Raw genomic sequence first — 26,596 nt, 5'->3', positions numbered from 1 at the left:
AACCCTTTGTAAGTAATTGTAATTCAGCTCCTTTGAAGAGGTTTTACCAACTATTTACCAGTAATATGCCTTTTTTTTGCACTTATTTGATTGATTCTTCAAAAGGGATTTGAGACCAATGTGGGTTTTTCCGGTTCGTGCACTTCTCGGGACTCCCATTTTGGCTACCTTTGTCCATGGATTTTAAAAAAATCATCCGCTTCAAGATAGGCTCTGAAACATGGGAAATGCCCTTGGGCGTTCTATTGCTCCTTGGAGGAATAACCCTCGCATTGATGGTCTTGGGAGGAATCCTGGGCTTCGAATTTGGGAAGTCCGTGCGCTAGTCCATAAATACACCCCAGCCGTCGTCCTCCCGCTTGCTTTTGTCAAATCCCTTCACCCATGTGACAAAAAGCTTTCGGAAATCTTCTATCCCATCGCGAAGGAGTTGCAGATGTTCCTCGGCATGTGTGCCTTCCAAGGCGAGTTGGTAACTCATCGATGAGAGACTTCGGGCATGGAGTTTCATCTGGACGGCATTTTCCATTTTATGGACGTAATTTTCCATAGCTTCCGCGCCTGAAAATTTGGATGCCAAAATCATGGCGCTTTCCATCATTTGCCCACCGTAAAGCTCAGTCCGTGCCTCATCCAGTGAACCGACAATTGCTTGGGTCAGCTTGATGATCTCGAGGGCTTTCTGCATCAGCGGATGTTGGAAGCGATTCCGCTTCATGCGTTGGAATTCCTCTTCATCGCTCTCATCCCATTCGCTATCGTTGTCATCCTCCCACATAGGCTTGATATCTTTGTTGTCGAAATCCTGTGTTTCCTACTTTTTCCTTTGAAATCACGATGCCTTGCTACACAAATCCTGACCTCACAGGTTAGAAAAATCCTCCCGTTGATGGCACTGATTCGATTGGCTTTGGTAAAATGATGGAAAGTGAATTGCCATCAAAACGGCAACATATCATCCGAACTGTCATCGGAGAATGTCGTCACGTCAGGAACCTGTTCCTGCTTACGGGATTCCTGCTTTTGGGTATTGCCGCGGTCAACTTTCCATACTTTTACATCGGTATACCAGCGGCCATTGTATTCACGGCTTTCTAGGTTGATAGAGGCAGTGACCTGTTCTCCCATTTGAAGGTTAAATTGGTCGATATCATCTCCCCATGCGACCATACAGACTTTTTTGGGGTAGTTTCCGCCTGTTTCAATGATATATTCCCTTTTTCTCCAGTTTCCTCTTGAGGATGTCCCACCTTGTTCCTGCAAAATTTGGACGATCTTTCCGCTTATTTCCATTTTTTTGTGATATTGAGCGTCCAAGTTAATAAAATTCGAAAAAGCACATCACCCGATTTTTGGCAAATTTCTTGTTGTAAGCATTCGAATGTCGATTTATTCGAAAAATTCCCACAACCCGATACAATAAGTGCCAGTATAAGCGTTTTAGGATCATCTGAAGAATCTTTTTCATCTCCATATTTGCACTTCGTCCAAATAAAATTTCATGTTTTTACTAGTAAAGTGCAATTCATACTTTAATTTCTTTATTTATTAAGATTTTTTAACAAAAAAATTCATAAGCTATTGCGTCGAATATGTTGAATTTTTACATTTGATTTAAATTCTTTAATTGTTTCACCCTAATCATATACTATGGCCTGAACCTCTACGTTATTTTAAAGTCAATTTGTATGAGCAATAGGGTTAATCCTACCGATGCCGAACTGATCGCATCTTACCGAAGTGGAAGTGAGGCAGCATTTGAAAAGCTAGTAGAAAAGTACAAGTCAAGGGTTTACACCACGATTTACCTGATAGTAAAAGACCAAGCGATTGCGGAGGATTTATTACAGGATGTGTTTGTAAAGGTAGTGCACACCCTAACCGCCGACGGCTACAACGAAGAGGGAAAATTTCAGCCATGGTTGATGCGCATAGCGCACAATTTAGCCATCGACCATTTCCGAAGGAGCAAAAGGTATCCGACCATCATCATGGAAGACGGGTCCAATGTATTCAACACCCTCAAGTTTGCCGAGGAAAGCATCGAAGATGCACGCGTGAAAGAGGATACTGTGGAATTGGTCAGGAAGCTGATCGATGAACTGCCCGAATCCCAAAAGCAAGTGCTCATCATGCGGCATTACATGGATTTGAGTTTTCAGGAGATTGCCGAACAGACCGGCGTCAGCATCAATACTGCGCTGGGAAGAATGCGGTACGCTTTGATAAACATGCGTAAAAAGTTGAAACAATTAAATGTTGCCTATGACAAAATCTTTTACCCCAAATGACCTGTTAAGATACATCTATCAGGAAATGAGCGAGGGTGAAAACGAGTTGGTCGTGCAGGCCTTGCACTACGATGACGTATTGATGCAAGAGTATCTGGATATGCTGAGCACGCTGGACCAATTGAACCAACTCGTCCTAACACCTTCCGAAAAAGTAGTAAAGGGCATCCTTTGGAATGCCAAATCTACGGGACTCGAAAAAGTTTGAATCATTCAAACTTCAACAAGGTAACCTGAAAGTCGACTGGCTTTCAGGTTTTTTGATTTTAGGGCAACACCCCGTTCAGAAAATCCTCCGTCAAGCCAATCAATCTCTTATAGGTCGCCTCGTCAAATCCGTGTCCCTGCCCTGGCAAGTATTCTTTCAGGTGCGGCACATTGTTGGCAACCAGCCTTGTTTCAAGGATTTTACTTTGCGCTATCGGTACTACCGTATCAGCATCTCCATGGAAAAAAACCGTTGGGACACTTCCTTCTTTCACAAACACCAAGGGACTGGAATTGGAATACGCCAAAGGGACGCTTTCGGGCGTTCCGCCAAGCAGGTTTTCGAGCAAAAGTTTATTCAGCGGACTGTTCCCATGAAAACTCCTCAATTCCGTAGGCGGAAAAAAGGCCACAGCGGCTTTGACAAATCCGTCATTGTTGTTTTTGTAACTGTGCAGCAAAGTCAAATGCCCGCCCGCACTTGCACCCGCCAAGACCAAGTTTTCGGATAAATCCCATTCCTCCAACTTTGACTTGATAAATGCCAAGGCACTTTTCACATCTTCTTCCTGCGTCGGAAACCGATTGGCATTCCCAAGCAGATTGAACAGCCGATAATTGATCCCGATGTAGGCATAATCGTCTTGGGCTTCTTCCAGCCATGGCTTGAAAGCTTGCAGTTCGCTTTTGTCCCCATCAATCCAACCACCGCCATGAATCCATACAAAAACTTTTGTGCGGGATTTGTCCCGGTTGGCGGGAAGGTAAACATCCATCACTTGCCTAAGGTCGGTACCATATGACAAATCGACTTCTGTATGCGCCTTTGCAGGATCCAAACCCTCCTGTACTGGCGGCTCGGGATCCGAGCATGAAAAAACCAAAGTACTAAAAATGACCAAAGCCAATGCATACCTAAAGAAACTCAGTACTTTCATATGGATTTAAATTTTACCAATCAACAACGAAAGTAAGCAAAGCTTGTTATTATTGAATCAGTAAAAACACCAATCTCAAAAAGTAACCGCGATGCTCAGGAAGGAACGCTACCAAGCTTTGATCGATTATTTCAGCACGCATATGCCTGTGGCAGAAACGGAACTGGTTTTCGAAAACCCCTTCCAACTGCTTGTGGCGGTCGTTCTCTCCGCACAATGTACCGACAAGCGGGTCAACATGAGCACGCCAGCTATCTTCAGGGATTTTCCCACGCCAGCACATTTGGCGGCCTCAAATTTTGACGAGCTTTTTCCCTACATTAAAAGCATCTCCTACCCCAACAACAAGACCAAACACCTCCTGGGATTGGGAAAAATGCTGGTCGAAAACTTCAACGGTGAGGTACCCTCCACGGTAGAGGAATTGGTCAAGCTTCCCGGTGTGGGTCGAAAAACTGCGAATGTCATCACTTCAGTCGTATGGAATCAACCCAATATGGCTGTCGATACCCATGTCTTCCGCGTTTCCAAGCGGCTAGGTTTGGTCAACCAAAATGCCAAAACGCCCCTCGAGGTCGAAAAACAGTTGATCAAACACATTCCCAAAAAGCATGTGCACATCGCGCACCATTGGCTGATTCTGCACGGACGGTATGTTTGCGTAGCGAGAAATCCAAAATGCCCGGAATGTGGCATCAAAAGTCTTTGCAGGTATTTCGAGAAAAACCACGCCTCGGTTTTAGGTGCTGGAGACACCATTGCCGAAGCCAAATCCTAGCTTGTATGTGCGGCATTCACTTGATCTTGGATTCCAAACCCTCGGGAAAAAGCCGCATCCAGAAAATGCTGGCCGCTAGCCATCACCGTGGCCCTGATCAAAGCGGATTTGAACAGATCGGAGGCAACATTTGGGTTGGCGCCAACAGACTGAAGATCCTGGACCTCTTCGAAAAAGCCTCTCTGCCGATGAAGTCTGTCGACGGCAGATTTATCCTGACATGGAACGGTGCTATCTACAACTACCTCGAGTTACGGGAGCAATTGATCAAAGCAGGATATAGCTTCCAAACCCAATCCGATACGGAAGTCCTGTTTAATTGGCTAAAGGTCCATGGAGAAAAAGGTCTCGAAAGACTAAATGGAATGTTTTCGCTGGTTTTTGTTGATTTGGAAAAAGGGGAAATCCTTATCGCCAGAGACCCTACCGGACAAAAACCCTTGCATTATTTCAAGGAAGGAAAAGACTGGGTATTTTCCTCTGAATCGAGGGGCGTTTTAGCCGGATTGGAATCCCAACCAGAAATCGATACAAACCAGTTTCTACCTTACAGCTACTACCGCTTTTCTTGGCCTGATTCAAGTTTTTTCGAAAATGTCAGACAAATGCTGCCAGGTGAGGTGCTGGTTTTGGATTTTGAAGGAAACCTTCTACGGCAGGCAAGCTTCGATTTTCCAGAGTCATTTTCCAACGAGGCTTCAAATTGGGAATCTGAACTCCGCAAATCCATCCTGCGCAGTTTCCAATCTGACCGGCAAGCCGGAATGGTCCTCAGTGGCGGAGTAGATAGTAGCCTCATCTATGCGCTTTGGTACGAACAAACGGGGACCAAATTGCCGACTTTCACCGTGCATTTTGAGGAAAATCTCACCAATGATTTCTCGGATTACAAATATGCCCAATTACTCTGCGAGCGGTATCCGAGCCAGTTCGAAGGTATCCGAGTCACAAAGGAAATATTGATGTCCAATTGGCAGGAGTATGTGCTGTCCATAGACCAACCTGTCGGAGACGGAGCTGGATTTCTGACTTGGTATATCGCAAAGAAAATCCATTCGGAAGTCAATGTGCTGATTTCCGGGGCTGGTGCAGACGAGCTTTTTGGCGGTTACAACAGGCACAAGGCGTTCCTTCAATACCTGAAAAATCCGACCTTAACGGCCCTTGGTGGCAGGATTTTGGGAACCCTTGGCATGAAGGCAGCGCAAAAATTCTCAGCCTCGCTCGAAAAATCCCCCGCAGACACCTTTATTCAAATGGCAGCCCTCCGTCCGATTCCCAAGGAATATTTAGGAGAGTTTGCGAAGTATTTTCCAGAACAACATGGCGATTTGAAGCGGGCTTTGGGTTTTGATCGCCAGTTTTACCTGGTCAATGACATTCTCAAAATCCACGATAATGCCTGTATGGCCCATGGCATCGAAGGGAGAGCACCCTACTTGGATTGGAATTTGATTGCTTACGCGAACGGGCTTTCAGAACAAGAACTTAGAAAAAACATGGGCAAGAAAAACCTTAAAGCCATGCTGAATGCCCGTGGCTTGGAAGCCATCTCCAAAAGGAAAAAACTTGGCTTTGGAATGCCGATAAAGGAATGGATGGACGATGGGGATTTTCGGCAGTTTATTTTTCGCCCAATAAGTGAGATGGAATCAACTTGGGGAAATCAATTTAACTCCGAAATACGTACCTTGATGCGGAAGCCAGAATCATTGATCGAAACCAATATCCTCCTGATTTGGAATTGGTTTGTACTGGCCACTTGGCTACAGAAGCATCCGAAATGAGAATTATCTACGTTCACCAATATTTTGTGACACCTTCGCAGGGCGGTGGGACGCGCTCCTATTATCTCGCCAAAGGCTTGGCTGCTGCAGGTGTAGAGGTAGATATGTTGACGGCACATGCCGAAAACTATTACGATTTCAAAATCATAGATGGCATCAGGGTGCATTATCTCCCGGTAAGCTACCAGCAAGAGTATGGTTTTCTGAAAAGAGTCTTCTCCTTTTGGCTGTTTGCATGGAAAGCGAAAAACTTGATCAAAAAATTGCCGCGTCCTGATTTCCTCTACATCAGTTCGACACCCCTTACTACGGGTTGGATTGGGCTATGGGCAAAGCGGAATTTGGCGCTCCCTTATATCTTCGAGGTGCGCGACCTTTGGCCGGATGCACCTATCCAGGTCGGTGTAATCCAAAGTCCGATCCTGAAAAAACTGCTCTTTCGATTTGAAAAAAAAATCTACCGTCACGCATTGAAGATCGTGGCGCTTTCGCCCGGAATTGCTGAATCGATCCGTGAAAAGAGTCCGGATTCGCAGGTTTCCATCATTCCAAACTTCGCTGATACGGATTTCTTCCAAACGACGGCGAAGAAAAGCGAGACCACCCTCCATTCCTTAGGATTGAACTCGGCATTTACCATTGCCTATGCCGGGGCAATTGGAAAAGTAAATGCAGTCGATGAGCTGTTGATGTTGGCTGAAATGGCGGCGAGTGAAGGATTGGATTACCAATTTGTCGTCATGGGAAAAGGCACGGGACTGAAAAGTCTCCAAGACAAAGTCAAAATCAAAAAGTTGAAGAATTTCACCATCCTGCCCTTTGGCAATAAGGAGAAAGTCCGGGATTTGCTTTCAGTAGCTGATATGGCATTTGTTTCCTTTGCGCACCTCCCTGTGCTGAAAACCAACAGCCCCAACAAGTTTTTTGATGCGATCGCCGCGGGCAAATCCGTCCTGGTCAACCACAAAGGCTGGGTGTACCAAATGGTAAAAAACCACAACCTGGGCATTTACTTCAATCCCTCCGCGCCAGAGGAATCATTTGAAAAGTTAAAGGCGATTTCGGAAAACCCAAGGCTTTTGGCCCAATATCAAAAAAACGCAAGGGAACTGGCAGAGAAATATTTTTCCCATAAGATTGCTGTGCAAAAACTTCTGGCGGTACTCTATCCCGAGCGATTTGGCAAATCCACTAGCGACGAGGCTTATATCCTGACAGCTTGAAGATTTTTTCGGTATCCGTTTCCTCCATCAATTCCTTGAGACCTACATTTTGGTTGAAAACGTAATCATCCACGATGTTCCAGCCCAACCATCTCCCCAGGCGACCGGGTGCATCGGGACTGATTTCGTCGGTAGCGGGCGCCTCGCCGGTATACTTTCTGATCACAAAAGGATTGGTCTCAAACAGCAGATCGTTCTCAACGAAATGGGACCAAATCAACTCCTCGTTGTCGAAGCAAGCCCTGATTTGGTCCATCGTGTAGCCGATGATGTATTCGTCGGAAGTACAGGGCAATATCGCTTTTGTAAAATGATAGGATTTGCCATAGTAGATCACCTCCGCCAATAGGTTGTTTTGTGCCAAATCCGTTTTGTTAAAGGCTGCTGAAATCGCCGTCACCACCATCGGCACGATATAGGGTTTTTGGTAGCGTTCGGTAATGTATTGTGGCAAATCGGGCGGCTGAAACCTATGGGTGATTGGCAAAAAATAATCCAGGCCGATCACAAGTATATCTTTGTCCAGATAGATATCCGAACCAAAGCCGCTCACGAATGTGTAGACCTTGGGCACCTTGAACTCAGGGAAATAGAATTGGATATACTGAAATGCCTGCTTGAGCTCCGTTTCCAAGGAGTCGATCTCGGCAAAATTGATCTTCACTTCCTGATAAAGTTCCTGCAGCAAGGTGTCGCGATGGATTTCGACCAGCTCTTCCGCCAGGCTATCCTTATTGGGATAGCTTGAGACCGACAGATAACTCTCTGCAAACTCAGGGTGTTTTTCAAGCAAAAAAAGAAAATCCGAGGCGGTTTTTGCCTGAAAAAACTCATCCTCCAACCGCTCTATTTTCAGGTCCAGCGGTTTGGAAAGAATTTCCTCATCCATGATGCAGCCCGGATCTTCTTTTTTACAGGAAAACAAGGCAAGCAAGAATACTGGAATCAGCAAATAAGAGGATTTATTCATAGGTATGCTCAAATCGAAGGGATAAAACTACGAGGATTTGACAAAAAATAGGGAGGGGGAGTTAATTTTCAACGAAAACGAAACTCATGGTGAATCAGACACAAATTCAAGTCGTTTGTTTACATATTTAAACATTTCTTCTCGAATAGACTAACCATTTCATAATCAGTCTGTTGTTAGGGTGTTTCTTGTTCATCTAAACCAACAATAATTATGAAAAAAACCGCACTTTGGAACAGCATGTTCCTCTCAGCCCTAGTAGCTGGATCCCTCAGCCTTAGTTCTTGTAATGAAGACGAGCCTATCCCACAACCGAATATCGTGGATGTAGCATCAGCCAACAACAACTTCTCTACACTTGTTGCTGCTGTCCAGACTGCAGGCTTAGTGCCTACACTTAGCGGAACTGGGCCTTTCACAGTTTTCGCCCCTACCAATGACGCTTTTGGGCGTTTCTTGTCCGACAACAACCTTTCTGCAAATGATTTGCTCGCTTCTGACCAATTGGAAACTGTGCTCACTTACCACGTATTGGGTGCAGAAGTAAGATCAAATGCAGTCGCTCCAGGAAAAGTAACGACCGCAGCCAATTTGCCCTTTTATGTAAGCGTCGACCCAACCGGAGGAATCTGGATCAATGGATCCTCTAAAGTGGTACAGACAGATATCAGCGCTTCCAATGGTGTCATCCACGTACTGGATTATGTCATCACTCCTCCAACACAAAACATTGCCCAGATTGCAACAGCAGCAGCAACTTCTACCTCGGCGCCTCAGTTCACTCAGTTGGTCGCTGCACTGGTAAGGGCTGATTTGGTGGATGCGTTCACAGGCGGAATCGAAGACGACCTGACCGTTTTTGCACCAACTGACCAAGCATTCCAAGATTTGTACACCGCACTTGGCGTCACTTCCGTCGATGAGATTCCATTGGAGACCTTGACCAATGTACTGTTGTACCATGTCGTACCTGCAAGGGCATTTTCCCAAGACTTGCGACAAGGGGCATCATTGCCGACTTTACTTAATGGTGAAAACCTGACCGTTGACCTCGCCAACTTGAGAATCAACGATTCAGGCCTTGTCCCTACAGCTTTGAATATCCATGGAACCAACGGCGTGATCCACGCAATTAACAAAGTATTGCTACCATAATTGACCTCAAATGGGTGCCGGGCTTAGGTCCGGCACTTTTTTTTTAACCGTATTCTTGGTTATTTCATTTTGTGAAAAATCTGTGGCACACGGGACTTGCTTGGTTGAGATACTTGAGTTTGAAGAAACTCTACAACTTCACGCTCCTTTATTTTTCTTTCCAGCTCAGCCAAATCATCCGTAAACCGATCCATTGGGGAAAGCCGACCACGCTTTCGATTGAACCCACCACAAGTTGCAACTTACGCTGTCCCGAGTGTCCCAGTGGTTTGCGCAGCTTCACCCGTCCTACGGGAATGCTCTCCAAACAGCTTTTCGAAAAGGCGATCGAACAAAGTAAAGACTACCTGACTTACCTCCACCTTTATTTTCAGGGAGAGCCATTTCTCCATCCTGAATTTTTGGAATTGGTAAGTCTAGCTGACCGAAACCAAATCTTCACAGCTACGTCCACCAATGCCCACTACATCCACGAAGACAATGTTGACAAAATCCTCCAATCAGGATTGAAGCAATTGATCGTGTCGATGGACGGCATGACGCAAGAGGTTTATCAGGATTACCGCATTGGCGGAAAGCTCGAGAAAGTCCAGAAAGGACTTGCTTTGCTCTTGAATCGACGAAGAGAAACCAAAAATACATACCCAAGGATAGTGCTTCAGTATCTTGTTACCGGAAAAAATGAGCAGCAAATTCCTGCCTTGAAGGATTGGGCAAGAACCATCGGTGTGGATGAGCTACAATTGAAAACCACGCAAATCTACGACTTTGAAGATGGTTCGGATCTGATACCCAAAGACCTGAACTACTCAAGGTACATTCCAACTGCCAATGGAAAATGGAAACTCAAAAAGACCATCGAAAACAAATGTTGGCGGATGTGGCAAGGTGCCGTCATCACTTGGGATGGAAGGATGCTTCCCTGCTGCTTTGACAAAGATGGAAAATACACCATGGGCAAGCTTGCAGAACAACCGATTCCAGCAATTTGGTCAAATTCCAAATACCAAAATTTCCGTAAAATGCTGCTACAGAACCGCAAACAAATCGATATTTGTCAAAATTGTACGGAATAGTATAAGCCTTGAAATTGGCGGAATGCTTATTTCAATCCCGAACGGAATAATTATCTTTACGCAAATTTTATTCGAAATAGCCCTGTTTATACAAGAATCAAAGGTATAGACGCCTGCCTTCCCATGACAAACCGACCATTCCGATACGCCTTTTTCAATTCACTTCTTCTTCTTTTATTCTCGATTTTTGTGTTTGCTTGGACATCTTTGGTCAGCCCAAATAATGCCGATGCCCAAAGCATGGCCGATATCCAGAGCATCAAGGTGGATGACCTCACCGATGCCCAAATACGTGAATTGATCCGAAGGGCAAACGATGCAGGGCTCACGGAATTTGAATTGATTCAAATGGCGAGGTTAAGGGGTGTGCCAGAGACAGAGTTGGAAAAGCTGCGTGAGAGGATCGAAAACATGGAGTTTTCCGTCGCAGGCGGACGCCCCGGTGCTACTCCTTCGAAGCGTGAACCAAGAAAACAAAACGACCTCAGCGAAATCAGTCAAGGGCTTTTCAAAAACCAAACAGATTTGGAAATGCTGTTTGAAGAAGCGCCTTCTCCCTATTTCGGCGGGGATATTTTCTATAACAAACGTAGAAGGCTGAGCTTCGAACCCAACCTCAACATAGCCACACCGAAAAACTATGTACTCGGACCGGGCGATTTGGTCTACGTCGACGTTTACGGGCAATCCGAGAAATACTATGAAGCCACCGTCTCGGCCGATGGATTCGTCCTCTTGGACAATGTAGGTCCCGTATCAGTTTCGGGAAAAACCATTGAAGAGGCCACCAACATCATCCGAAACAGGCTTTCCACTTTTTTTGCAGACATGAACGGGCCTAGCCCAAGGACTTTCATGCAGGTGACTTTGGGCAATGTACGTACCATCAAAGTACACCTTGTCGGTGAATTGAGACTGCCGGGCACATTTACACTCAGCGCATTCAGCACGGTGTTCAATGCACTCTATGCAGCTGGCGGACCAAATGATAACGGAACCATGCGGGCAATCAAAGTGGTCCGCAACAACAAAACAGTTGCTGAGGTTGACATCTATGATTTTCTAGTAAACGGAAAGGCCAACCTCAATTTCCAGCTACAAGATCAGGATGTGATCTTGGTTGCGCCATTTTTATCCAGGGTGACCGTCACGGGCGAAGTCAAGCGTCCTAAGATATTTGAGGTGAAGGAAGGCGAGTCTTTTGCACAGCTTTTATCCTATGCCGGAGGGTTTACGGATGAGGCATTTCAGGATCGGGTTGCTGTGACCCGGGTCCTAGGCAGCGAAAGGGCGGTTTCTGATATTTTCAAGGATCAATATGAAATCTTCACCGTCAAAGGCGGGGACCAGTATTCGATTGGAAAAGTGCTGAACCGATTCACCAACCGCGTCCAAATCAAAGGCGCAGTCTTCCGTGAAGGAAATTATGCACTTTCCGAAGGCCTTACGCTCAAGCAGTTGATCAAAAATGCTGAGGGAATCCGGGGAGATGCTTATTTGGATCGCGCCACGATCTTGAGGACTTATGAGGATTTGAGTACCGAGGTGATACAGGTCAACCTGCGGGAATTGATGGCCGGAAACACCCCCGATGTGGCGCTGAAAAGAGAAGATGTCGTCCGCGTGTCGAGTATTTACGACTTACAGGAAGAGTACTATGTACAGATCAAGGGCGAAGTAAAGAATCCAGGAACCTTCCCATATTCCAAACAAATGACCGTGGAGGACCTGATAATCCTTGCGGGTGGTCTGAAAGAATCTGCTAATACCCAAGATGTAGAAATCGCCAGAAGAGCTGGAGCCGAAGGTGCGGGAACATTCTCCGAGTTGATTCCCGTGGCGATCAATACCGACCTCAGCCTGCGTGAAAATCCACAATATCTGCAGCCTTTCGACAATGTATCGGTACGGAGAAAATCAAATTTTGTCTTGGACAAGCAGGTTCAGGTGGAAGGCCAAGTGAATTCGCCAGGGATATTCTCCATCAAAAATGCGGAAGAGCGGGTTTCTGACGTGATCAAAAGAGCTGGCGGCCTCACCCCATATGCCTATCCAAAAGGCGCTACCTTAATCAGGCGGACCGAATTCTACGAAACCGAGTCCGAGCAGATCAGACGACAGCGCAACTTGCAGGATTTGCAGCAGAAAATGCTCCTTGATCCCAACAATACCGAAGCACAGGAATTGCTTTTGCAGCGCCTATTCAAAGACCTCGGAACTCCTACCGCAGTGACCGTGGGCGAAGGAGTACTTGCAGCGCAAAGCAAACGGGAAACCTTGACCGGAATCGCAGAAACCAAATTTGATCTTGAAGCCATCAAAATCCGCCAAACCGAAGCAGTAGCTATAGATTTGGAAGCAATCCTTCAGAATCCAGGTTCCGACAAAGACCTTATACTGGAGGAGGGCGACATCATTTCTATTCCAAGACAGTTGCAGACAGTCCGTCTTCGTGGAGATGTGGTCTATCCAGCCACTGTGAGATACGAAAGTGACCGCGGTATGAAGTACTACATCAACCGCGCAGGCGGCTTTGATATCCGCGCAAACAGGAAACGAACTTATGTGGTCTATGCCAACGGCGAAGTCAACCGTACCAAAAGCTTCCTAGGGATTCGTTCGTATCCATCCGTGGCGCCCGGAGCAGAAGTAATCGTGCCGACCAAAGGTCCACGGGTACCAATCAGACCAGGCGAGTTTGTAGGTATCGCCACCGCATTGGCGACTTTGGTATTGGTCATTACCCAAATCAATCCATAATATGAAAGGGGAGGATTTTATTTTGGATGATAAGCTGACCCTGCGGGATTTGGTGCTGAAGACCAAATCCTGGTTCTCATTTTTTCTGGGTCAATGGAAAACCTTGGCCATTGCTGCCGTTTTAGGGATCGTCGCCGGAGCCATGGTATCTATTTTCAAAAAGCCTGTTTACCATGCAGAGACCACTTTCGTCCTCGAAGATCCGGATAGCGGCGGGATGGGGCAAATTTCTGGTTTGGCCTCTTTGCTCGGGATCAACCTTGGTTCCATGAGCAGCACGAGCGGTGTGTTTCAGGGAGAAAATATCATGGAGCTCTACAAGTCTGACATCATGCTCTCCAGGACGCTGTTGAGTCCTTTTGACCAAGAAAACCTCCTGATCGATCGATACATCGCATTCCATAAGTTGGAAGACAAATGGTCTTCCAAAGTGGATTTGTCAAAAATGGACTTCAGCAAGCCAAGGGAAAATTTTACCGTCACGCAAGACTCTGTCGTGAAGGAAATTGCCAAACTCATCCGCGAAAAACACTTGACAGCCGAAAAGCCCAACCGCAAGCTCAGCATCATCCAAGTGACCATTTCCTCCAAGGACGAATTGTTCGCCAAGACCTTTAATGAAGCCTTGGTCGAAAAAGTGAACAATTTCTACTACGAAACCAAAACCAAGAAATCTGCCGAAAACCTCGCCGTCCTCCAGCACCAAGCGGATAGTGTAAGGGCCGTACTAGATCAAAATCTGTCCGACCTAGCGGGCTTGAGCGACCGGATTCCTTATCCAAACGCCCTGCTCCAAACGGCCACCGTTGACAGCCGCAAAAAGCAGATCGATGTGCAGGCGAGCTCTGCCGTGTTTGCGGAGATCACCAAAAATCTGGAAATCGCCAAAGTCAACCATCGCAACAATTCCCCGCTGATACAGATCATCGATTCTCCGATTTTGCCATTGAAGAATACACGTATCAAGATGCTGAAGGGGACTGTCCTTGGAGCTTTGGTATTTGTATTTGCGACCCTGTTCTGGCTGTTTGTTTCCCGAATTTATCAGCGGCATATTCAGGCCACCTGATTTATTATGATAGAAAAACTGGGCCTATACGTGATCCCCAACCTGATAAAGAATAGATCGGTCCAGAATTTCATTTTTCTCCTGACGATCCAGGCTTCGAATATCCTGATTTCGCTGATCTCTGTTCCACTGCTGATCCAATCCATCGGCTTGGACCAATTCGGCTTGGTCAACTTGGCGCTTTCCGTGATCGTGTTGGCAAATATCCTCGTGGGATTTGGCTATAACCTCAGTGCGCCGCGTGAAGTGGCGCTTAGCCAGGGAGACAAAGTCCGCCTTTCGCATTTGGTCTCCAATATCGTTTCCAGCCGGGTTTTGCTTGCGCTTTTGGCAAGCAGCTTCATCATGCTCGCCGCACTCGGGGGCGGGATGTTTACCGAATACAAATGGATCCTCGTATTCTCACTGCTGCTGCTTTTTTCGGAAGCAACGCTGCCGGTTTGGTTTTTTCAGGGATTGGAGAAAATGAAACTGGTATCCTTGGCCAACGTCTTTGCCAAGCTGCTTTACCTAGCCGGAATCGTCCTGCTCATCCACGAACCCACCCAATCCAAATGGGTCAACTTCTTGATGGGTCTTTCTGGTTTGGGGATCAACCTGCTCCTTCTGGCTTATATCCATTTTCAGCTCGGCATCAGGTTCTTTCGCCCTGAGTTTGGCAAGGTTATCCAATCCATTCGCCAAAACTGGCTTTTGTTTCTATCCAATGTCGCTTCTTACCTCTCGGTCAATGGCGGTCTGATCATCCTCAGTTTCTTTGCGGAGGCACAGGTTTTGGGAATGTTCAGCTTGGCGGAAAAGATTGCCATCGTACTACGCCTTTTTCCGTCGATGTTGATACAGGCAGTCTTCCCAAATGCTTCCCGTCTCTATGCAGCCGACCTTGATTCCTACCATCGGTATTCCAAAAAGATCTACGCAATCGGACTGCTTTGCGGACTTGGGCTGACCTTGTTGACTTTCGCTGCGGCCCCGCTGATCATTTCGCTGTTGGCCAAAAAGCCGCTCCCCGAATCGGTCGAATACCTGAGAGTCTTGGCGTTTGTCCCTTTCTTGGCGGTGCTCAATTTCCCGAATGTCTTGTTGCTTTTGGTGAAAGACCAGAAAAAACTCCTGTTCCGATCCTCTTGGCTGTTGGCCATATATGTCGTCCCGGCCTGTTTTTGGCTTACCGCCAAGTATGGTGCGATGGGACTTTGTTTTGGCTTGATTTCCGCCGAAGTGGTGAGTTTGCTTGTCGGCACAATGTTCAACTGGCTTTACAATCGGGAGGATTTCTTCAGACTTATTGGATTTCGGGTAAAAGGAACCTAAGAAATGAAGCCAATCTCCCCGAATCGTTTCCTGAATCACTATTTTTGAAAGCCTGCAATAATTGGAAAAATTGGGACATACCGACACCGTACATCCATCCGTAGCCATCATTATCGTCCATTGGAAAGGCATCGATCTTACCAAAGCCTGTCTCCGTTCCCTGCAAAAAATCAGCTATCCCAATTACAGGATTCTACTCGTGGACAACGGCTCGCGTGAAAGCGACGGTAAAAAACTCAAAGCGGAATTTCCGGAAATCGAGCTGATCATTTCGGAAAAAAACCTGGGCTTCACAGGCGGCAATAACCTAGGTATGGCGAAGGCATTGGAACAAGGCTTTGATTTCGTATTGCTGCTCAACAATGACACCGAAGTCGAAGCGGACTTTTTGGACAAACTTGTGGGAGCTTTTTCGCAGCAGCCGAAGTTGGGTTTGGCGCAAGCCCTCATTTTCTTCAACGCCGATCGCGAGCGAGTTTGGAGTGCGGGTGGAAGCTTTGTCGATGCACTCGGGATTTCCAAAACAATCGGCTATGGAAAGCGCAAGACAGAATTGGATCTAGCCAAAAGTCGACAGCTGGATTGGGCGACGGGATGTTGTATGCTGATTAGGGAGAAGGCATTGCGGGAAGTTGGATTGCTTCGGGATGTCTTCTTTGCGTATTTCGAAGACGTAGATATTTCATTTCGCATCCGGGAAAAAGGCTGGGAAATCGGAGTGGTCAGCGATGCCGTTATCTACCATACCGTGGCTGGCTCTTCCAAGTCAAAATCTACCGAAGGCACACTTAGCCCAACGGTTATCTACCTCACCGCCCGCAATCAGCTTTTCCAGATCAAATTGCATGTTCATGGATTTCTGAGAAAAATGAGCGCTTTCAGCTACCATGGCGTAAAGTTTTCTGCATGGTTCCTCTATTTTTGCCTCCGGGGAAGAATCCAAAAAGCCAAAGCTCTCCTCAGAGGATTGGTTGACGGCATTTCAATCGATCCCTCCATCGATAGACCGCTGCCACCTAGATAAGCTCCTTTTTCATCAACCTGCCAATTTCAAAACATGATCATCCACCGCGCCTGCCCCATCTGCCAGTCCAAGAACATTGTCGGCGACGCGATCGATCTGTACCGCAGCGGGCCACATATCTCGCGGGCCAGGTGCCGGGACTGCGGATTGGTTTTTGCCAATCCTATGGCTGACCAACAGGATCTCGAGAAATACTACAACGACTATTACGAAAAGGAAATCTACGATTCCACCGATTACAAGAACCTGATCCAAGCAGAAATCGAGAAAATCAGCCAACTGAATCCTGAGGAGATCAAGAAAAAGGCTCCTTATTTCAGCATTTACCAAGAGGCTGGAAAGTTCTTGGATGTCGGCTGCGGTTTGGGCTTGGGCTTGGCGTATGCACAGGGTCTGGGTTTCGAACTGTATGCCACAGAGTATGACCAAGGCGCGATAGATTTTGTCGAAGGAAAATTTCCCGTCAAGGTCTTTAAGGGAGATCTACAAAGTGCGGCTTTTCCAGATGCGTATTTTGATTTTGTCCATATCAGCCACGTGATTGAGCATGTGCTGGACCCCAAGGCCTATTTCCAGGAGATGCACCGCATCCTCAAGCCGAGCGGTACGCTAGCAGTCGGTACGCCCGACATGTCCTCGCTGCTGTACCGGGGCTACAAGTGGATGAAGCACCTCAGCCTTCAGGTACCTTTGGTGATAGATGGACTGGAGCATACCTTTATTTTTCCAAAGGAACTACTCGCAAAAATGGGAGAAGACGCCGGATTCGAAATTAAGCTGCACTATTCCCACGGCCTCGGCGAAAAAATGGGTAACCTCCTGCGCTACAAGATGCCCCTTCGCCAAAAACTCTCCCGCCTTATCCAAAACCTCTTCCAAATCAACCAATGGATGGTGGGGGTTAAAAAGTGATTCGCGGATCCTTAACGGTCCTGTGCTTTGCGTTCGGGCGGGTTACAAAGCACAAAGTATTAATTTAGTACTAAAGTTTATTAGAAGCACAAAGCTCCAAGTTTGCACATCACCCCGCCTGACGCAAAACCCGTGTTACCACCAGTTTTTATTTCTTCTTTTGCTTCCGAGATTCAAACTCACCAAGCATTTTACTCAGTTGATTTGCCTCTTGTCTTGAAATTCGTTTTTCTTGCTCAGCTGCAACAATGCTATCTACAACTAAGTCGTATTCGATAAGTCCCTTAATTTTTCCACGGTCGATAATTTTACGCAACTTATCTTCTCTGGTAAATCCCAAGTTTTCTTTGTCAAGTAGTCTCCAAAAATATTCAACCGCTTCACCACCGCTCTCTTGAAAATATGTAAAAACGTCCTGAATATGATACTTTAACGAAGCAATTTTTCTAAATTTTGGTTCTGGGTTAAGTATAGAATTTTTCCATTCGGAATATACTTTAACAACGTGGTCTAAGTTTTCTTTTGTGAAGTCCTTTGGTGGGAACTTGGTAAAAGAGTCAATCGCAATGTCTACAGCTTTTGCAAGTTTTATAGCTTCCGTGTCGTAATCTTTTTTCATTTCCTAAAATTGGTGGTAACGTTGGTGTTTCTGCAGTGGTGCCTTTCCGAAGCCGCGGCCTGTCCCACGAAACTAAAACGTTGAACGAAGATAAAACTTAATACCAACTCGTCACGGCACCATTGCAGAAACATTTTGTTGCCAGCCGTATTTTTACTGTTTACTTATTTTAAAACCTGTTAAACCGAAGAAATTGTATTCTTGTCCAACTTGAAAGTCACCGTGCTTTTCATGAATACTACTCCAATAGATTTTCTGATAACCACAAATGTCAATCGGTCTGATTTTTAATGTATAGTTAGTTCCTTTTCGAACATGTTTACCTGTAACTATTCCAATTACATAGCAGTCTGGCTTTTCATTTAGGTCAGGGTGTCCTTGAACAGGATAAATCTGAGGATAGGCTTGCTTTGTATGAAGTTTAAATTCAATTTTTACTGTGTCACCCTTGTGATAACTGTCATATTCTTTCTTTTTTTTCTCAGTCAAGATTCTATTCTCTTGATAATATTTTTCTCTCGCCTTTTTCCAATAGTTCTTATAGTAATTTATTTGTCCGTCTAGGTCGATTGGCTTATTGTTAAGATGTCGATGAAATGAGGTCAAAATAATTGATGACATGTCGTCTGGGTGTGAAATACCTTTTGTTCGAAAGTATCTATAAAGTGATTTTTTTCCTTCCCAGAGTCCCCAGTTGTTTCTTATCCCTTGTCCAGTACCCATGTGCAATTCTGCGACTGCATCATTCTCGTCTATTATTTTGAATTCCTCCTTGTCCTTTTCGGTCCACCTACAGTCCAAGTAATTTATTGCGTCCGTTAAATTCTTTGGAACGTAGTCAATTGAGTATTTGTCACACGTAGTCTGTGAAAATGCTGTCCCAGTTGTCAGTATTAGTATTTGTAGGTAAACGAATCTCATTCAAAATATGGCTGGCAACGATTGTATATCATCAACTATTGATGATATCATTCCGTTTTGGCGTGATATCAACAATATTGTTGATATTTTTCATTTAGCTTAAAAGTAAGCACTTTTAGTTCAACCTCCAATTAGTCCAAAAGCCTTTTTTTTAGTCAAATCCCGTGGTGGTGATATGGGTGTAGATCTTTGGAACCAAACAGCTGCGAACTATAAAAAAGCCCCCGATTGCTCAGGGGCTTTTCTTTCCCGTTGTCCGAAGCTTGCACCCTCGGAAAGTTGGATGGTTCGTTTCCTGCGAATGAAATTTTGAAATCCTACAGGCCATGGCCCAAGTCTGAAGACTTGAATGCAGATAGATATCGGCAGTGTTGTAGACCTGCCTGACCGCAGGCGGTGGCGGTCCTCGTCAGAGATATTTGGCACGGCCGTTTACTCGATTTTGGGGCGTCTTGTTCCTGGTCACTTGTTTTTTAACTCTATTTCAATTACCCTTTTTTCCGCGAGTCTCTCTCTTTTCCAAAAGTGTCGTTTCAAATATTTCCTTAAATGTTTCGCCCATTCTGGAGAAGTTGTCAACTGTCCCTTTCTTTTTTGTGACATTTTAAAAGTCTGATTTATTTGATTTCACGTATTCCAACAGAAGAATTACAATATTGTCCTCGTACTTATAGAATTCTTCGTCACATTCATTCCAAATCGGATTTGCCCGCGTTTCTATTTGCTCAAGAATATCTTGCCTCTTATCTCTGTCCTTTGGCACGATTTGGTTTGGCCAAACTGAAATTGATTTTGTTACTATGTCTGCGGTCTTAAATGCTTTGATTGCCTTAAGTGCTTTAACTGTCTCATGTGTGAAGTCTCCGCTTGAATTAAAAAAGAATTGATTAAATCCACCATTATTAATTTCTCTCTCCAAGTTCTCCACAAATAAGACGGTCTTTTGTGATTCATTAAGCCTTTCAATTTTTTCTCCATATTCAGAAATCTCATTTAATCTTGTGTCGAGTTCGATAATGGCTGCCGTCTCGTCCTCAATTTCTAGAATCTTGTCGATGTTAATTTTAACTTGCCCTCTGTTATTTGTCTGTCCGCATGAAATAATACCTGTAGAGATTATTAAAATGGTCAGTATACCTTTTCCAAAGCTCATAGTGTCCTTACAAAATGCCCTATAACAAGTTAATTCACGCAATCATTGCTCTATGTATGCTATATGGAATACATAGAGCAACAGTTGCGGATATATTTCAATTATCTTAAAAGTAAGAATGTTTAGTTAAACCTCCAATTCGTCGCTTGGCCATTTTTTGGTCAAATCCCTTGGTGGTGATATAGGTGTGGATCTTTGGAACCAAACACCGGCGTACAATAAAAAAGCCCCCGATTGCTCAGGGGCTTTTCTTTATCCAAATTTTCCTTGTGTCTTCGTGCTCTCGTGGAAAATAAGACCTTCGAGGTTCCAAAAAACCTCAAAGGTCGTTAGGAAAAGGGATACTTGCCTTTTTCGATCATATAATCGGCGACCTGTCTTCGGAGTTCCTTGGTATTGAGGATCTCCGACTTTGTGAAGCGCTTCAATCCCATCAGCATGACCTTCTGCTCATCGCCTTTGGCAAATGCGCCAATGGCTTCCTTGGCCGATTGCTCGATCTTGCCGACCGCCTCGAAGAGATAGACCTTGGACATCGCAATCTGGTGCGCCGCGGCTTCTTCGCCCCTTTGGGACACCAACTTCTGTGTGCGCAAGATCGCGGACTCCGCAGCGTAGATCTCGATCATGATGTCGGCCAGGTTCATCATCACTTCCTGCTCGGATTCGATTTTGTCGGCGAGGGCCATGGCTGCCTTGCCGCCGACCATGAGGAATACTTTTTTGAGCTTTTTGATGACGTCCATCTCTGCTGCAAACAATTCCGAAGTATCGATGCTCTCAAAGCTCGGCACCGAAGTCAGTTCATTGGCGACAGCCATCGCAGGTTCGAAGAGGGCGATTTCTCCCTTCATCGCGCGCTTCAGCAGCATACCTACCATCAGCATGCGGTTGATCTCGTTGGTACCTTCGTAGATTCGGGAAATACGGGCATCACGGTAGGCACGCTCCATCGGTGCATCGGCAGAATAGCCCATGCCACCGTATATCTGCACGCCTTGGTCAACCACATAATCCAACACTTCCGAACCGTGCACCTTGGCGATAGCCGCTTCGATGGCAAACTGCTCCAATGCTTTCAATTTGGCTTCAGCATCAGGCATTCCCTCCGCGGCCAAGGCCTGCATCCTATCCTCGATATCCTGTCCTGCGCGGTAGCAAAGTGACTCGCAGGCATAGGTACGGATGGCCATTTCGGCAAGCTTCTGCTTGATGGCGCCAAAGGTATTGATGGATACGCCGAACTGCTTCCTTTCGGTCGAATACTTGATGGCATGCGAAGCTACCGTCCTACAGCCACCCAACACGCCTGCACCCAACTTGATGCGTCCGATATTGAGGATGTTGACTGCGATCTTGAAGCCATTGCCACGATCGGAAAGGAGGTTTTCGACGGGAACTTTGCAGTCGTTGAAGAATACCTGGCGTGTGGACGAACCCTTGATGCCGAGTTTCTTTTCCTCCTCGTTCATGGTGATGCCGCCGAAGGTTTTCTCGACGATAAAGGCGGAGAGGTTTTTGTCGTCGTCGATTTTGGCAAAGACGATGAATAGATCCGCAAAACCTGCATTGGATATCCACATCTTTTGGCCGTTGATGATGTAGTGCTTGCCATCGGCGCTGAGGACTGCTTTGGTCTTGCCGCTGTTGGCGTCGGAGCCGGCATCGGGTTCGGTCAAGCAGTAGCAGGCTGCCCATTCGCCCGTGGCTAGCTTGGGAAGGTATTTGGACTTTTGGTCCTCATTGCCATAGTACAAAATAGGCAAAGTGCCGATTCCGGTATGCGCACCATAGGTGGTGGAAAACGAGCCCGCAGCGCCTACGATATCGGCTATCAGCATGGAGGTATTGAAACTCATGCCGAGGCCACCGTAAGCTTCCGGCACCGAAATACCCAAAAGGCCAAGCTCGCCCGCTTTTTTGAAAATGGAAGGCACGAGCTCAGGATGCTTCATGCTGTCGATTTCTTCGATCCTGGTATGGATTTCGGTATCGACAAAGTCCTGACAGGCCTGGGCCATCATTTTTTGCTCTTCGTTGAACTCTTCAAAGATGAAGATGTCTTGGGCGTCCGTTTCCTTGATCAGGAACTCACCGCCGTTGATGGAGGATTTTGTTAATTGACTCATATGGATGAATTTTTATGTTTTTCTAAAGGGAGGCAAGAGCCAAGATGCAAGAAACAAGACAGTCTTGGTTCTTGACTCTTGTTTCTTGGTTCTATTTCAGCAATTCAAACACCCCCGCCACTCCTTGGCCGCCGCCGACGCAGGCTGTGACCATGCCGTACTTTTTGTTTTGTCTGCGGAGTTCGTTGAAGAGTTGGACGGAAAGCTTGGCACCGGTACAACCGAGTGGATGTCCGAGCGCGACGGCTCCCCCGTTGACATTGACTTTGTCGATATCCATGTCGAGGGATTTGATCACGGCAAGTGCCTGTGCAGCGAAGGCTTCATTCAATTCTATCAGGTCGATCTTGTCCAGGGTAAGTCCCGCCTGCTTCAATGCTTTTGGCACGGCTTCTTTCGGACCGATACCCATGATGCGTGGTTCTACACCAGCGACGGAATAGGACATCATGCGTGCGATCGGCTCCAAATTGAGTTGCTTTACCAAGCGCTCGGACATCACAACAACGAAAGCTGCCCCATCCGAAGTCTGCGAGGAATTACCCGCGGTCACTTTGCCGTTCATTTTGAAAGCTGGCTTTAGGCTGGCGAGACCTTCGAGTGATGTGCCCGCACGGGGTCCTTCGTCCGTGTCCACGACAAACTTCCTCGTTTTGCGTTTTCCTTTGTCGTCGAGGTATGTTTCCTCCACTTCGACAGGGACGATTTCGGACTTGAATTTTCCGGCCTGGATAGCAGCCAAGGCGCGGTCATGCGAACGCACAGAGAACTCGTCCGCCTGCTCGCGACTGATGTCATAATCCTTGGAAAGTTCCTCCGCCGTCAAGCCCATGCTGAGGTAGTAGTCGGGCGTTTGCGAGGCTATTTTCCAATTAAGTGCTGTTTTGTAGCCCATCATGGGCAGTAGGGACATGGATTCTGTTCCCCCTGCAATGATGCAATCTGCCATTCCCGCTTTGATTTTGCCGACAGCGAGGGCGATGGCCTCAAGACCGGAACCACAGTAGCGGTTAATGATGAAACCGGGGACATCCTTTCCGAGTGCCAGCAGGGAAATCATGCGACCCATTTGCATGCCTTGTTCGGCTTCGGGTACCGCATTGCCGACGATGAGGTCATCGACCATTTTGTTTTCAAGTCCGGGTGTATTGGCGACGAGGTGTTTGATCACATCTGCTGCCAAATCATCGGGGCGGTAAAATCGGAATCCGCCTTTCTTGGCTTTTCCTACCGCTGATCTATATCCGTTTACAATGTATGCTTCCATGGAAGTTTGTGATTAGGGTTATGTTAATTCTTGAAATAAGCGTTTTGGTTAATGAATCGAGAAGCGAGAGTTTAGAAACGAGACCCGATAGAGAGAGCATCAGTGATACCTTGCGGTGACAACACGATAGTTAGTAAGGATTTTGCTCTACCGTTGATTTGAATCCAATGATCATCTTTTGAATTTCATCGATATCATGATTGATGGATTCGAAATCATCTTGCGTTAGTAGCCCAACTCTTCTAGCAATTATTGTTTGGGTTTCAAGCTCAAAACTCTCTCCAAGGCTTATATCCAAACTGTTTGTAAATGCTTTTGAAGAATTCCTGGCTGTGCCTTCTGCGATATTGGAAGGAATAGAAACAGAAGAACGCCGCATTTGCGAAGTCATTCCAAATTTTTCTTCGTTTGGAAATTTGGACGTGATTTGATAAACCTTAACAGCCATATCAACCGCCTTATTCCATACCATCAAGTTTTTGAAATTATGTCTAAGTTTCATTTCTGGATTTGATTAAATGTTGGATTTACTTCAAAGTATTCGAAATCTGTTGTCTCCCCCTTCTCGTCTCTCGCTTCTCGCTTCTCGCCTCTTAATTCCGAAGCGGTTTTCCCTTGAACAAGATGCTGTGGATCCGCTCGAGCGTTTTCTTTTCGCCGGTCAAGCTGAGGAATGCTTCGCGCTCGAGGTCCAAAAGGTACTGCTCGCTCACTTCCGTAGGAGAAGACAAATCTCCGCCTGACATGACCCAGCCGAGTTTGCGGGCGATTTTTGCATCATGCTCGGAGATATAATTTCCATACAGCATTCCCGTGATGCCTGCCTCGAACAGGGCCAGGGAAGTTTTTCCCAAAACCTTGATATTGGTCTGCTGTACGGGTTGGGTATAGCCTGCAGCCTGAAGGGCGAGTACTTTTGCCTTTGCATCCGCCAAAACCCGCTTGCGGTTTAGTGTGATGCTATCTTTGGTTTGTAAATACCCAAGTCCACGCGCTTCTGCCGCCGAGGTGGAGACTTTTGCAGTCGCAATGTTCATGAAGTATTCCTGAAGGCGGTTGAGCTCGACGTCACCCGCTTTGGATTCGTTGCTGAAGCGCAAGGTCATTTCCTTGGTACCACCGCCAGCTGGTATCAATCCAACGCCAAACTCCACCAAGCCCATGTACAATTCGGCATGCGCCTGCACAGCATCTGCATGCAGCGAGAGTTCACAGCCACCGCCCAAAGCCATATTGTGTGGTGCGACCACCACAGGCACTGCGGAGTAGCGGGCACGCATCATGGTATTTTGGAATGCAGCGATCATCAGGTTGATTTCATCAAATTCCTGGTCACCGGCAAACATGAAGAGCATCGCCAAGTTGGCACCGGCTGAGAAGTTGCCGCCTTCATTGCCAATGACCAATCCTTTGTAGGATTTTTCGGCCATACTGATGGCGGTGTTGATGCCTTCTAGGACTTCCTGTCCGAGGGAATTCATTTTGGTATGGAATTCCAAACCCAACACATCATCGCCCAAGTCGTAAATCGTGGAACCGGCATTTCCCCAGACCTTCTTGTTGCCTGCTTTCAGGGTATCCAACAGGATAAAGGCTTCCGTACCGGGGATCGGCAAATACGATTTGCTTGGAATGTCATAGTACTTGCGTTGTCCGTTTTCGACGGTGTAAAAGCTGTCTTTTCCCGCAACCAACATTTCGTGTACCCATGGGGCGGCTTTTTCGCCCGCGGCTTCCATTTTTGCGACGGTATCCCGAACGCCTAGGATATCCCAGGTTTCAAACGGACCGAGTTCCCAACCAAAACCCGCAGATACGGCCTGGTCGATGCGGTACAACTCATCGGAAATCTCAGGAATCCTGTGGGAGCAATATTTGAACAGATCATAAAAAGAAGCCCTGTAAAATTCACCTGCGCGGTCGTCGAAATTGACCAAAAACTTGATGCGTTTTTTGAGGTCGTCGATTTCCTTAGATGCTTCGAGGGCTTTGAATTTGGGTTTTTCTTCGGGTTTATATTCAAAGGTCTTGAGGTCAAGCTCTTTCAGTTCCTTACTGCCGTCCTTGTGGCGGATCATCTTGAAATATCCCTGACCGGTCTTGTCTCCCCACCATTTGTTTTCATAGAGGACTTTGACAATGTTGGGCAACTGGAATTTGTCCCGGGATTCATCATGGGCCAAGGCTTTGTACAGGTTGTTGGCAACATTCACCGTGGTATCCAAGCCCACTACGTCCATGGTCCTGAAGGTCGCGGACTTGGCGCGTCCGATGACCGTACCCGTAAGCTTGTCAACTTCGGAAACACTCATGCCCATTTTTTCAATCGCATGCATGCCAGAGATGATTGCGTACACACCGATTCGGTTGGCGATAAACGCCGGGGTGTCTTTGCAAAGCACGGTTTCCTTTCCGAGAAAGCGATCCCCATAATCCATCAAGAAGTCGATTACCTCCGGATTGGTCTTTGGACCGGGGATGATTTCAAGTAGTCTCAAATACCGTGGCGGGTTGAAAAAGTGTGTCCCGGCGAAGTTTGCCTGAAAATCCTCCGACCTTCCTTCACACATCAGATGCATCGGGATACCGGAGGTGTTGGAAGTGATGAGTGTACCCGGCTTGCGAAATTTCTCCACTTTGTCAAAAAGGGTTTTTTTGATATCGAGCCGTTCGACCACTACTTCGATGACCCAATCATAATCCTTGATTTTTGCCAAGTCGTCATCAAAGTTGCCCGTACTGATCCTTGACACATAAGAAGCATCGTAGAGGGAAGCCGGTTTGGCTTTCAGTGTGTTGTCAAGCGCGGCATTGACCAATCGGTTCCGGACCGCCTTGTCCGCGGTTGTCAGGCCTTTCTTCTTTTCCTCCTCGTTGGGTTCGGCAGGGACGATGTCAAGCAGGAGTACCTGCACGCCGATGTTGGCAAAGTGGCAGGCGATTCTCGAACCCATCACTCCCGAACCGAGGATTGCTACTTTTTGAATGGTTTTTTTCATAAAA

The 26,596-nt window shown here is 46.5% G+C and carries 24 protein-coding genes; 13 read left to right on the top strand and 11 right to left on the bottom strand.

The window, feature by feature from the left end:
* Nucleotides 1–176: 176 nt before the first annotated feature.
* Nucleotides 177–326, top strand: a complete 150-nt coding sequence (locus tag C943_RS22225) for a hypothetical protein (protein WP_008628362.1) — start codon at nt 177–179, stop codon at nt 324–326.
* On the opposite strand, the gene C943_RS12610 is transcribed toward C943_RS22225, so the two are convergent.
* Both C943_RS12610 and C943_RS12605 read right to left on the bottom strand, forming a co-directional pair.
* Nucleotides 323–778, bottom strand: a complete 456-nt coding sequence (locus C943_RS12610) for a hypothetical protein (RefSeq protein ID WP_008628360.1) — start codon at nt 776–778, stop codon at nt 323–325. The genes C943_RS22225 and C943_RS12610 overlap by 4 nt on opposite strands.
* Nucleotides 779–939: 161 nt before the next feature.
* Complete coding sequence (locus C943_RS12605; protein ID WP_008628357.1) at nt 940–1,293, bottom strand: DUF3127 domain-containing protein; 354 nt, start codon at nt 1,291–1,293, stop codon at nt 940–942.
* A gap of 395 nt (nt 1,294–1,688) precedes the next feature.
* Here C943_RS12605 and C943_RS12600 point away from each other — a divergent pair, with 395 nt between their 5' ends.
* Nucleotides 1,689–2,291: an RNA polymerase sigma factor gene (locus C943_RS12600; RefSeq protein ID WP_008628354.1), complete on the top strand. Its 603-nt coding sequence runs from the start codon at nt 1,689–1,691 to the stop codon at nt 2,289–2,291.
* Nucleotides 2,266–2,499 (top strand): hypothetical protein, encoded by a 234-nt coding sequence (locus C943_RS12595; RefSeq protein WP_040480575.1) that lies wholly within the window; start codon nt 2,266–2,268, stop codon nt 2,497–2,499. The genes C943_RS12600 and C943_RS12595 overlap by 26 nt, the downstream gene beginning before the upstream one ends.
* Before the next feature lie 58 nt (nt 2,500–2,557).
* On the opposite strand, the gene C943_RS12590 is transcribed toward C943_RS12595, so the two are convergent.
* The gene (locus C943_RS12590) at nt 2,558–3,436 is read right to left on the bottom strand and encodes an alpha/beta hydrolase (RefSeq protein WP_008628350.1); all 879 of its coding nucleotides are present in this window, start codon (nt 3,434–3,436) and stop codon (nt 2,558–2,560) included.
* Nucleotides 3,437–3,527: 91 nt separating this feature from the next.
* Between C943_RS12590 and nth the strand changes: the two genes are divergently transcribed.
* Genes nth through C943_RS12575 form a run of 3 tightly spaced genes read left to right on the top strand, consistent with a single transcriptional unit; the run spans nt 3,528 to nt 7,224 of the window.
* The gene (gene nth / locus C943_RS12585; RefSeq protein WP_008628349.1) at nt 3,528–4,214 is read left to right on the top strand and encodes an endonuclease III; all 687 of its coding nucleotides are present in this window, start codon (nt 3,528–3,530) and stop codon (nt 4,212–4,214) included.
* Between the two features lie 5 nt (nt 4,215–4,219).
* Entirely contained in the window at nt 4,220–6,001 is a 1,782-nt protein-coding gene (asnB, locus tag C943_RS12580; protein WP_008628346.1) for an asparagine synthase (glutamine-hydrolyzing), read from the top strand.
* Complete coding sequence (locus tag C943_RS12575) at nt 5,998–7,224, top strand: glycosyltransferase family 4 protein (RefSeq protein WP_040480526.1); 1,227 nt, start codon at nt 5,998–6,000, stop codon at nt 7,222–7,224. The genes asnB and C943_RS12575 overlap by 4 nt, the downstream gene beginning before the upstream one ends.
* Here the strand turns inward: C943_RS12575 and gldB are convergent.
* Nucleotides 7,193–8,194 (bottom strand): gliding motility lipoprotein GldB, encoded by a 1,002-nt coding sequence (gene gldB, locus C943_RS12570; protein ID WP_008628342.1) that lies wholly within the window; start codon nt 8,192–8,194, stop codon nt 7,193–7,195. The genes C943_RS12575 and gldB overlap by 32 nt on opposite strands.
* A 213-nt stretch (nt 8,195–8,407) precedes the next feature.
* Between gldB and C943_RS12565 the strand changes: the two genes are divergently transcribed.
* The 7 genes from C943_RS12565 (at nt 8,408) to C943_RS12535 (ending at nt 17,504) form a co-directional block, all read left to right on the top strand.
* Entirely contained in the window at nt 8,408–9,349 is a 942-nt protein-coding gene (locus C943_RS12565; protein ID WP_008628340.1) for a fasciclin domain-containing protein, read from the top strand.
* Nucleotides 9,350–9,420: 71 nt separating this feature from the next.
* Nucleotides 9,421–10,425: a radical SAM/SPASM domain-containing protein gene (locus tag C943_RS12560; RefSeq protein WP_040480524.1), complete on the top strand. Its 1,005-nt coding sequence runs from the start codon at nt 9,421–9,423 to the stop codon at nt 10,423–10,425.
* Nucleotides 10,426–10,548: 123 nt separating this feature from the next.
* Nucleotides 10,549–13,185 carry an SLBB domain-containing protein gene (locus C943_RS12555; protein ID WP_342664148.1) on the top strand — a complete coding sequence of 879 codons (2,637 nt, stop codon included), beginning with the start codon at nt 10,549–10,551 and terminating at the stop codon, nt 13,183–13,185.
* Between the two features lies 1 nt (nt 13,186).
* Complete coding sequence (locus C943_RS12550; RefSeq protein ID WP_008628324.1) at nt 13,187–14,254, top strand: GumC domain-containing protein; 1,068 nt, start codon at nt 13,187–13,189, stop codon at nt 14,252–14,254.
* Between the two features lie 6 nt (nt 14,255–14,260).
* On the top strand, nt 14,261–15,568 hold the full coding sequence (locus tag C943_RS12545) for an oligosaccharide flippase family protein (RefSeq protein WP_040480522.1): 1,308 nt from the start codon (nt 14,261–14,263) through the stop codon (nt 15,566–15,568).
* A gap of 61 nt (nt 15,569–15,629) precedes the next feature.
* Entirely contained in the window at nt 15,630–16,592 is a 963-nt protein-coding gene (locus tag C943_RS12540) for a glycosyltransferase family 2 protein (protein WP_008628320.1), read from the top strand.
* 33 nt (nt 16,593–16,625) lie between these two features.
* A complete protein-coding gene (locus tag C943_RS12535) occupies nt 16,626–17,504 on the top strand; it encodes a class I SAM-dependent methyltransferase (RefSeq protein ID WP_008628317.1) in 879 nt (292 codons plus the stop codon).
* Nucleotides 17,505–17,652: 148 nt separating this feature from the next.
* Here the strand turns inward: C943_RS12535 and C943_RS12530 are convergent, their stop codons facing one another.
* From C943_RS12530 to C943_RS12500, 7 genes are all read right to left on the bottom strand, one after another.
* Complete coding sequence (locus C943_RS12530) at nt 17,653–18,123, bottom strand: hypothetical protein (RefSeq protein ID WP_008628316.1); 471 nt, start codon at nt 18,121–18,123, stop codon at nt 17,653–17,655.
* A 153-nt stretch (nt 18,124–18,276) separates the two neighbouring features.
* Nucleotides 18,277–19,044: a DUF6794 domain-containing protein gene (locus C943_RS21475; protein ID WP_008628315.1), complete on the bottom strand. Its 768-nt coding sequence runs from the start codon at nt 19,042–19,044 to the stop codon at nt 18,277–18,279.
* 604 nt (nt 19,045–19,648) lie between these two features.
* Nucleotides 19,649–20,197, bottom strand: coding sequence for a DMP19 family protein (locus C943_RS12520; RefSeq protein ID WP_051069597.1), 549 nt, complete (start codon nt 20,195–20,197; stop codon nt 19,649–19,651).
* Between the two features lie 329 nt (nt 20,198–20,526).
* The gene (locus tag C943_RS12515) at nt 20,527–22,326 is read right to left on the bottom strand and encodes an acyl-CoA dehydrogenase family protein (RefSeq protein WP_008628312.1); all 1,800 of its coding nucleotides are present in this window, start codon (nt 22,324–22,326) and stop codon (nt 20,527–20,529) included.
* A gap of 91 nt (nt 22,327–22,417) precedes the next feature.
* Nucleotides 22,418–23,593: an acetyl-CoA C-acyltransferase gene (locus tag C943_RS12510; protein ID WP_008628310.1), complete on the bottom strand. Its 1,176-nt coding sequence runs from the start codon at nt 23,591–23,593 to the stop codon at nt 22,418–22,420.
* A 130-nt stretch (nt 23,594–23,723) separates the two neighbouring features.
* Nucleotides 23,724–24,095, bottom strand: coding sequence for a four helix bundle protein (locus C943_RS12505; RefSeq protein ID WP_008628308.1), 372 nt, complete (start codon nt 24,093–24,095; stop codon nt 23,724–23,726).
* A 91-nt stretch (nt 24,096–24,186) separates the two neighbouring features.
* A complete protein-coding gene (locus C943_RS12500) occupies nt 24,187–26,592 on the bottom strand; it encodes a 3-hydroxyacyl-CoA dehydrogenase/enoyl-CoA hydratase family protein (protein WP_008628301.1) in 2,406 nt (801 codons plus the stop codon).
* Nucleotides 26,593–26,596: the final 4 nt, after the last annotated feature.

The organism is Mariniradius saccharolyticus AK6 (assembly GCF_000330725.2).
Classification (GTDB): domain Bacteria; phylum Bacteroidota; class Bacteroidia; order Cytophagales; family Cyclobacteriaceae; genus Mariniradius; species Mariniradius saccharolyticus.
This window is presented reverse-complemented; position numbering and strand designations above follow the sequence as displayed.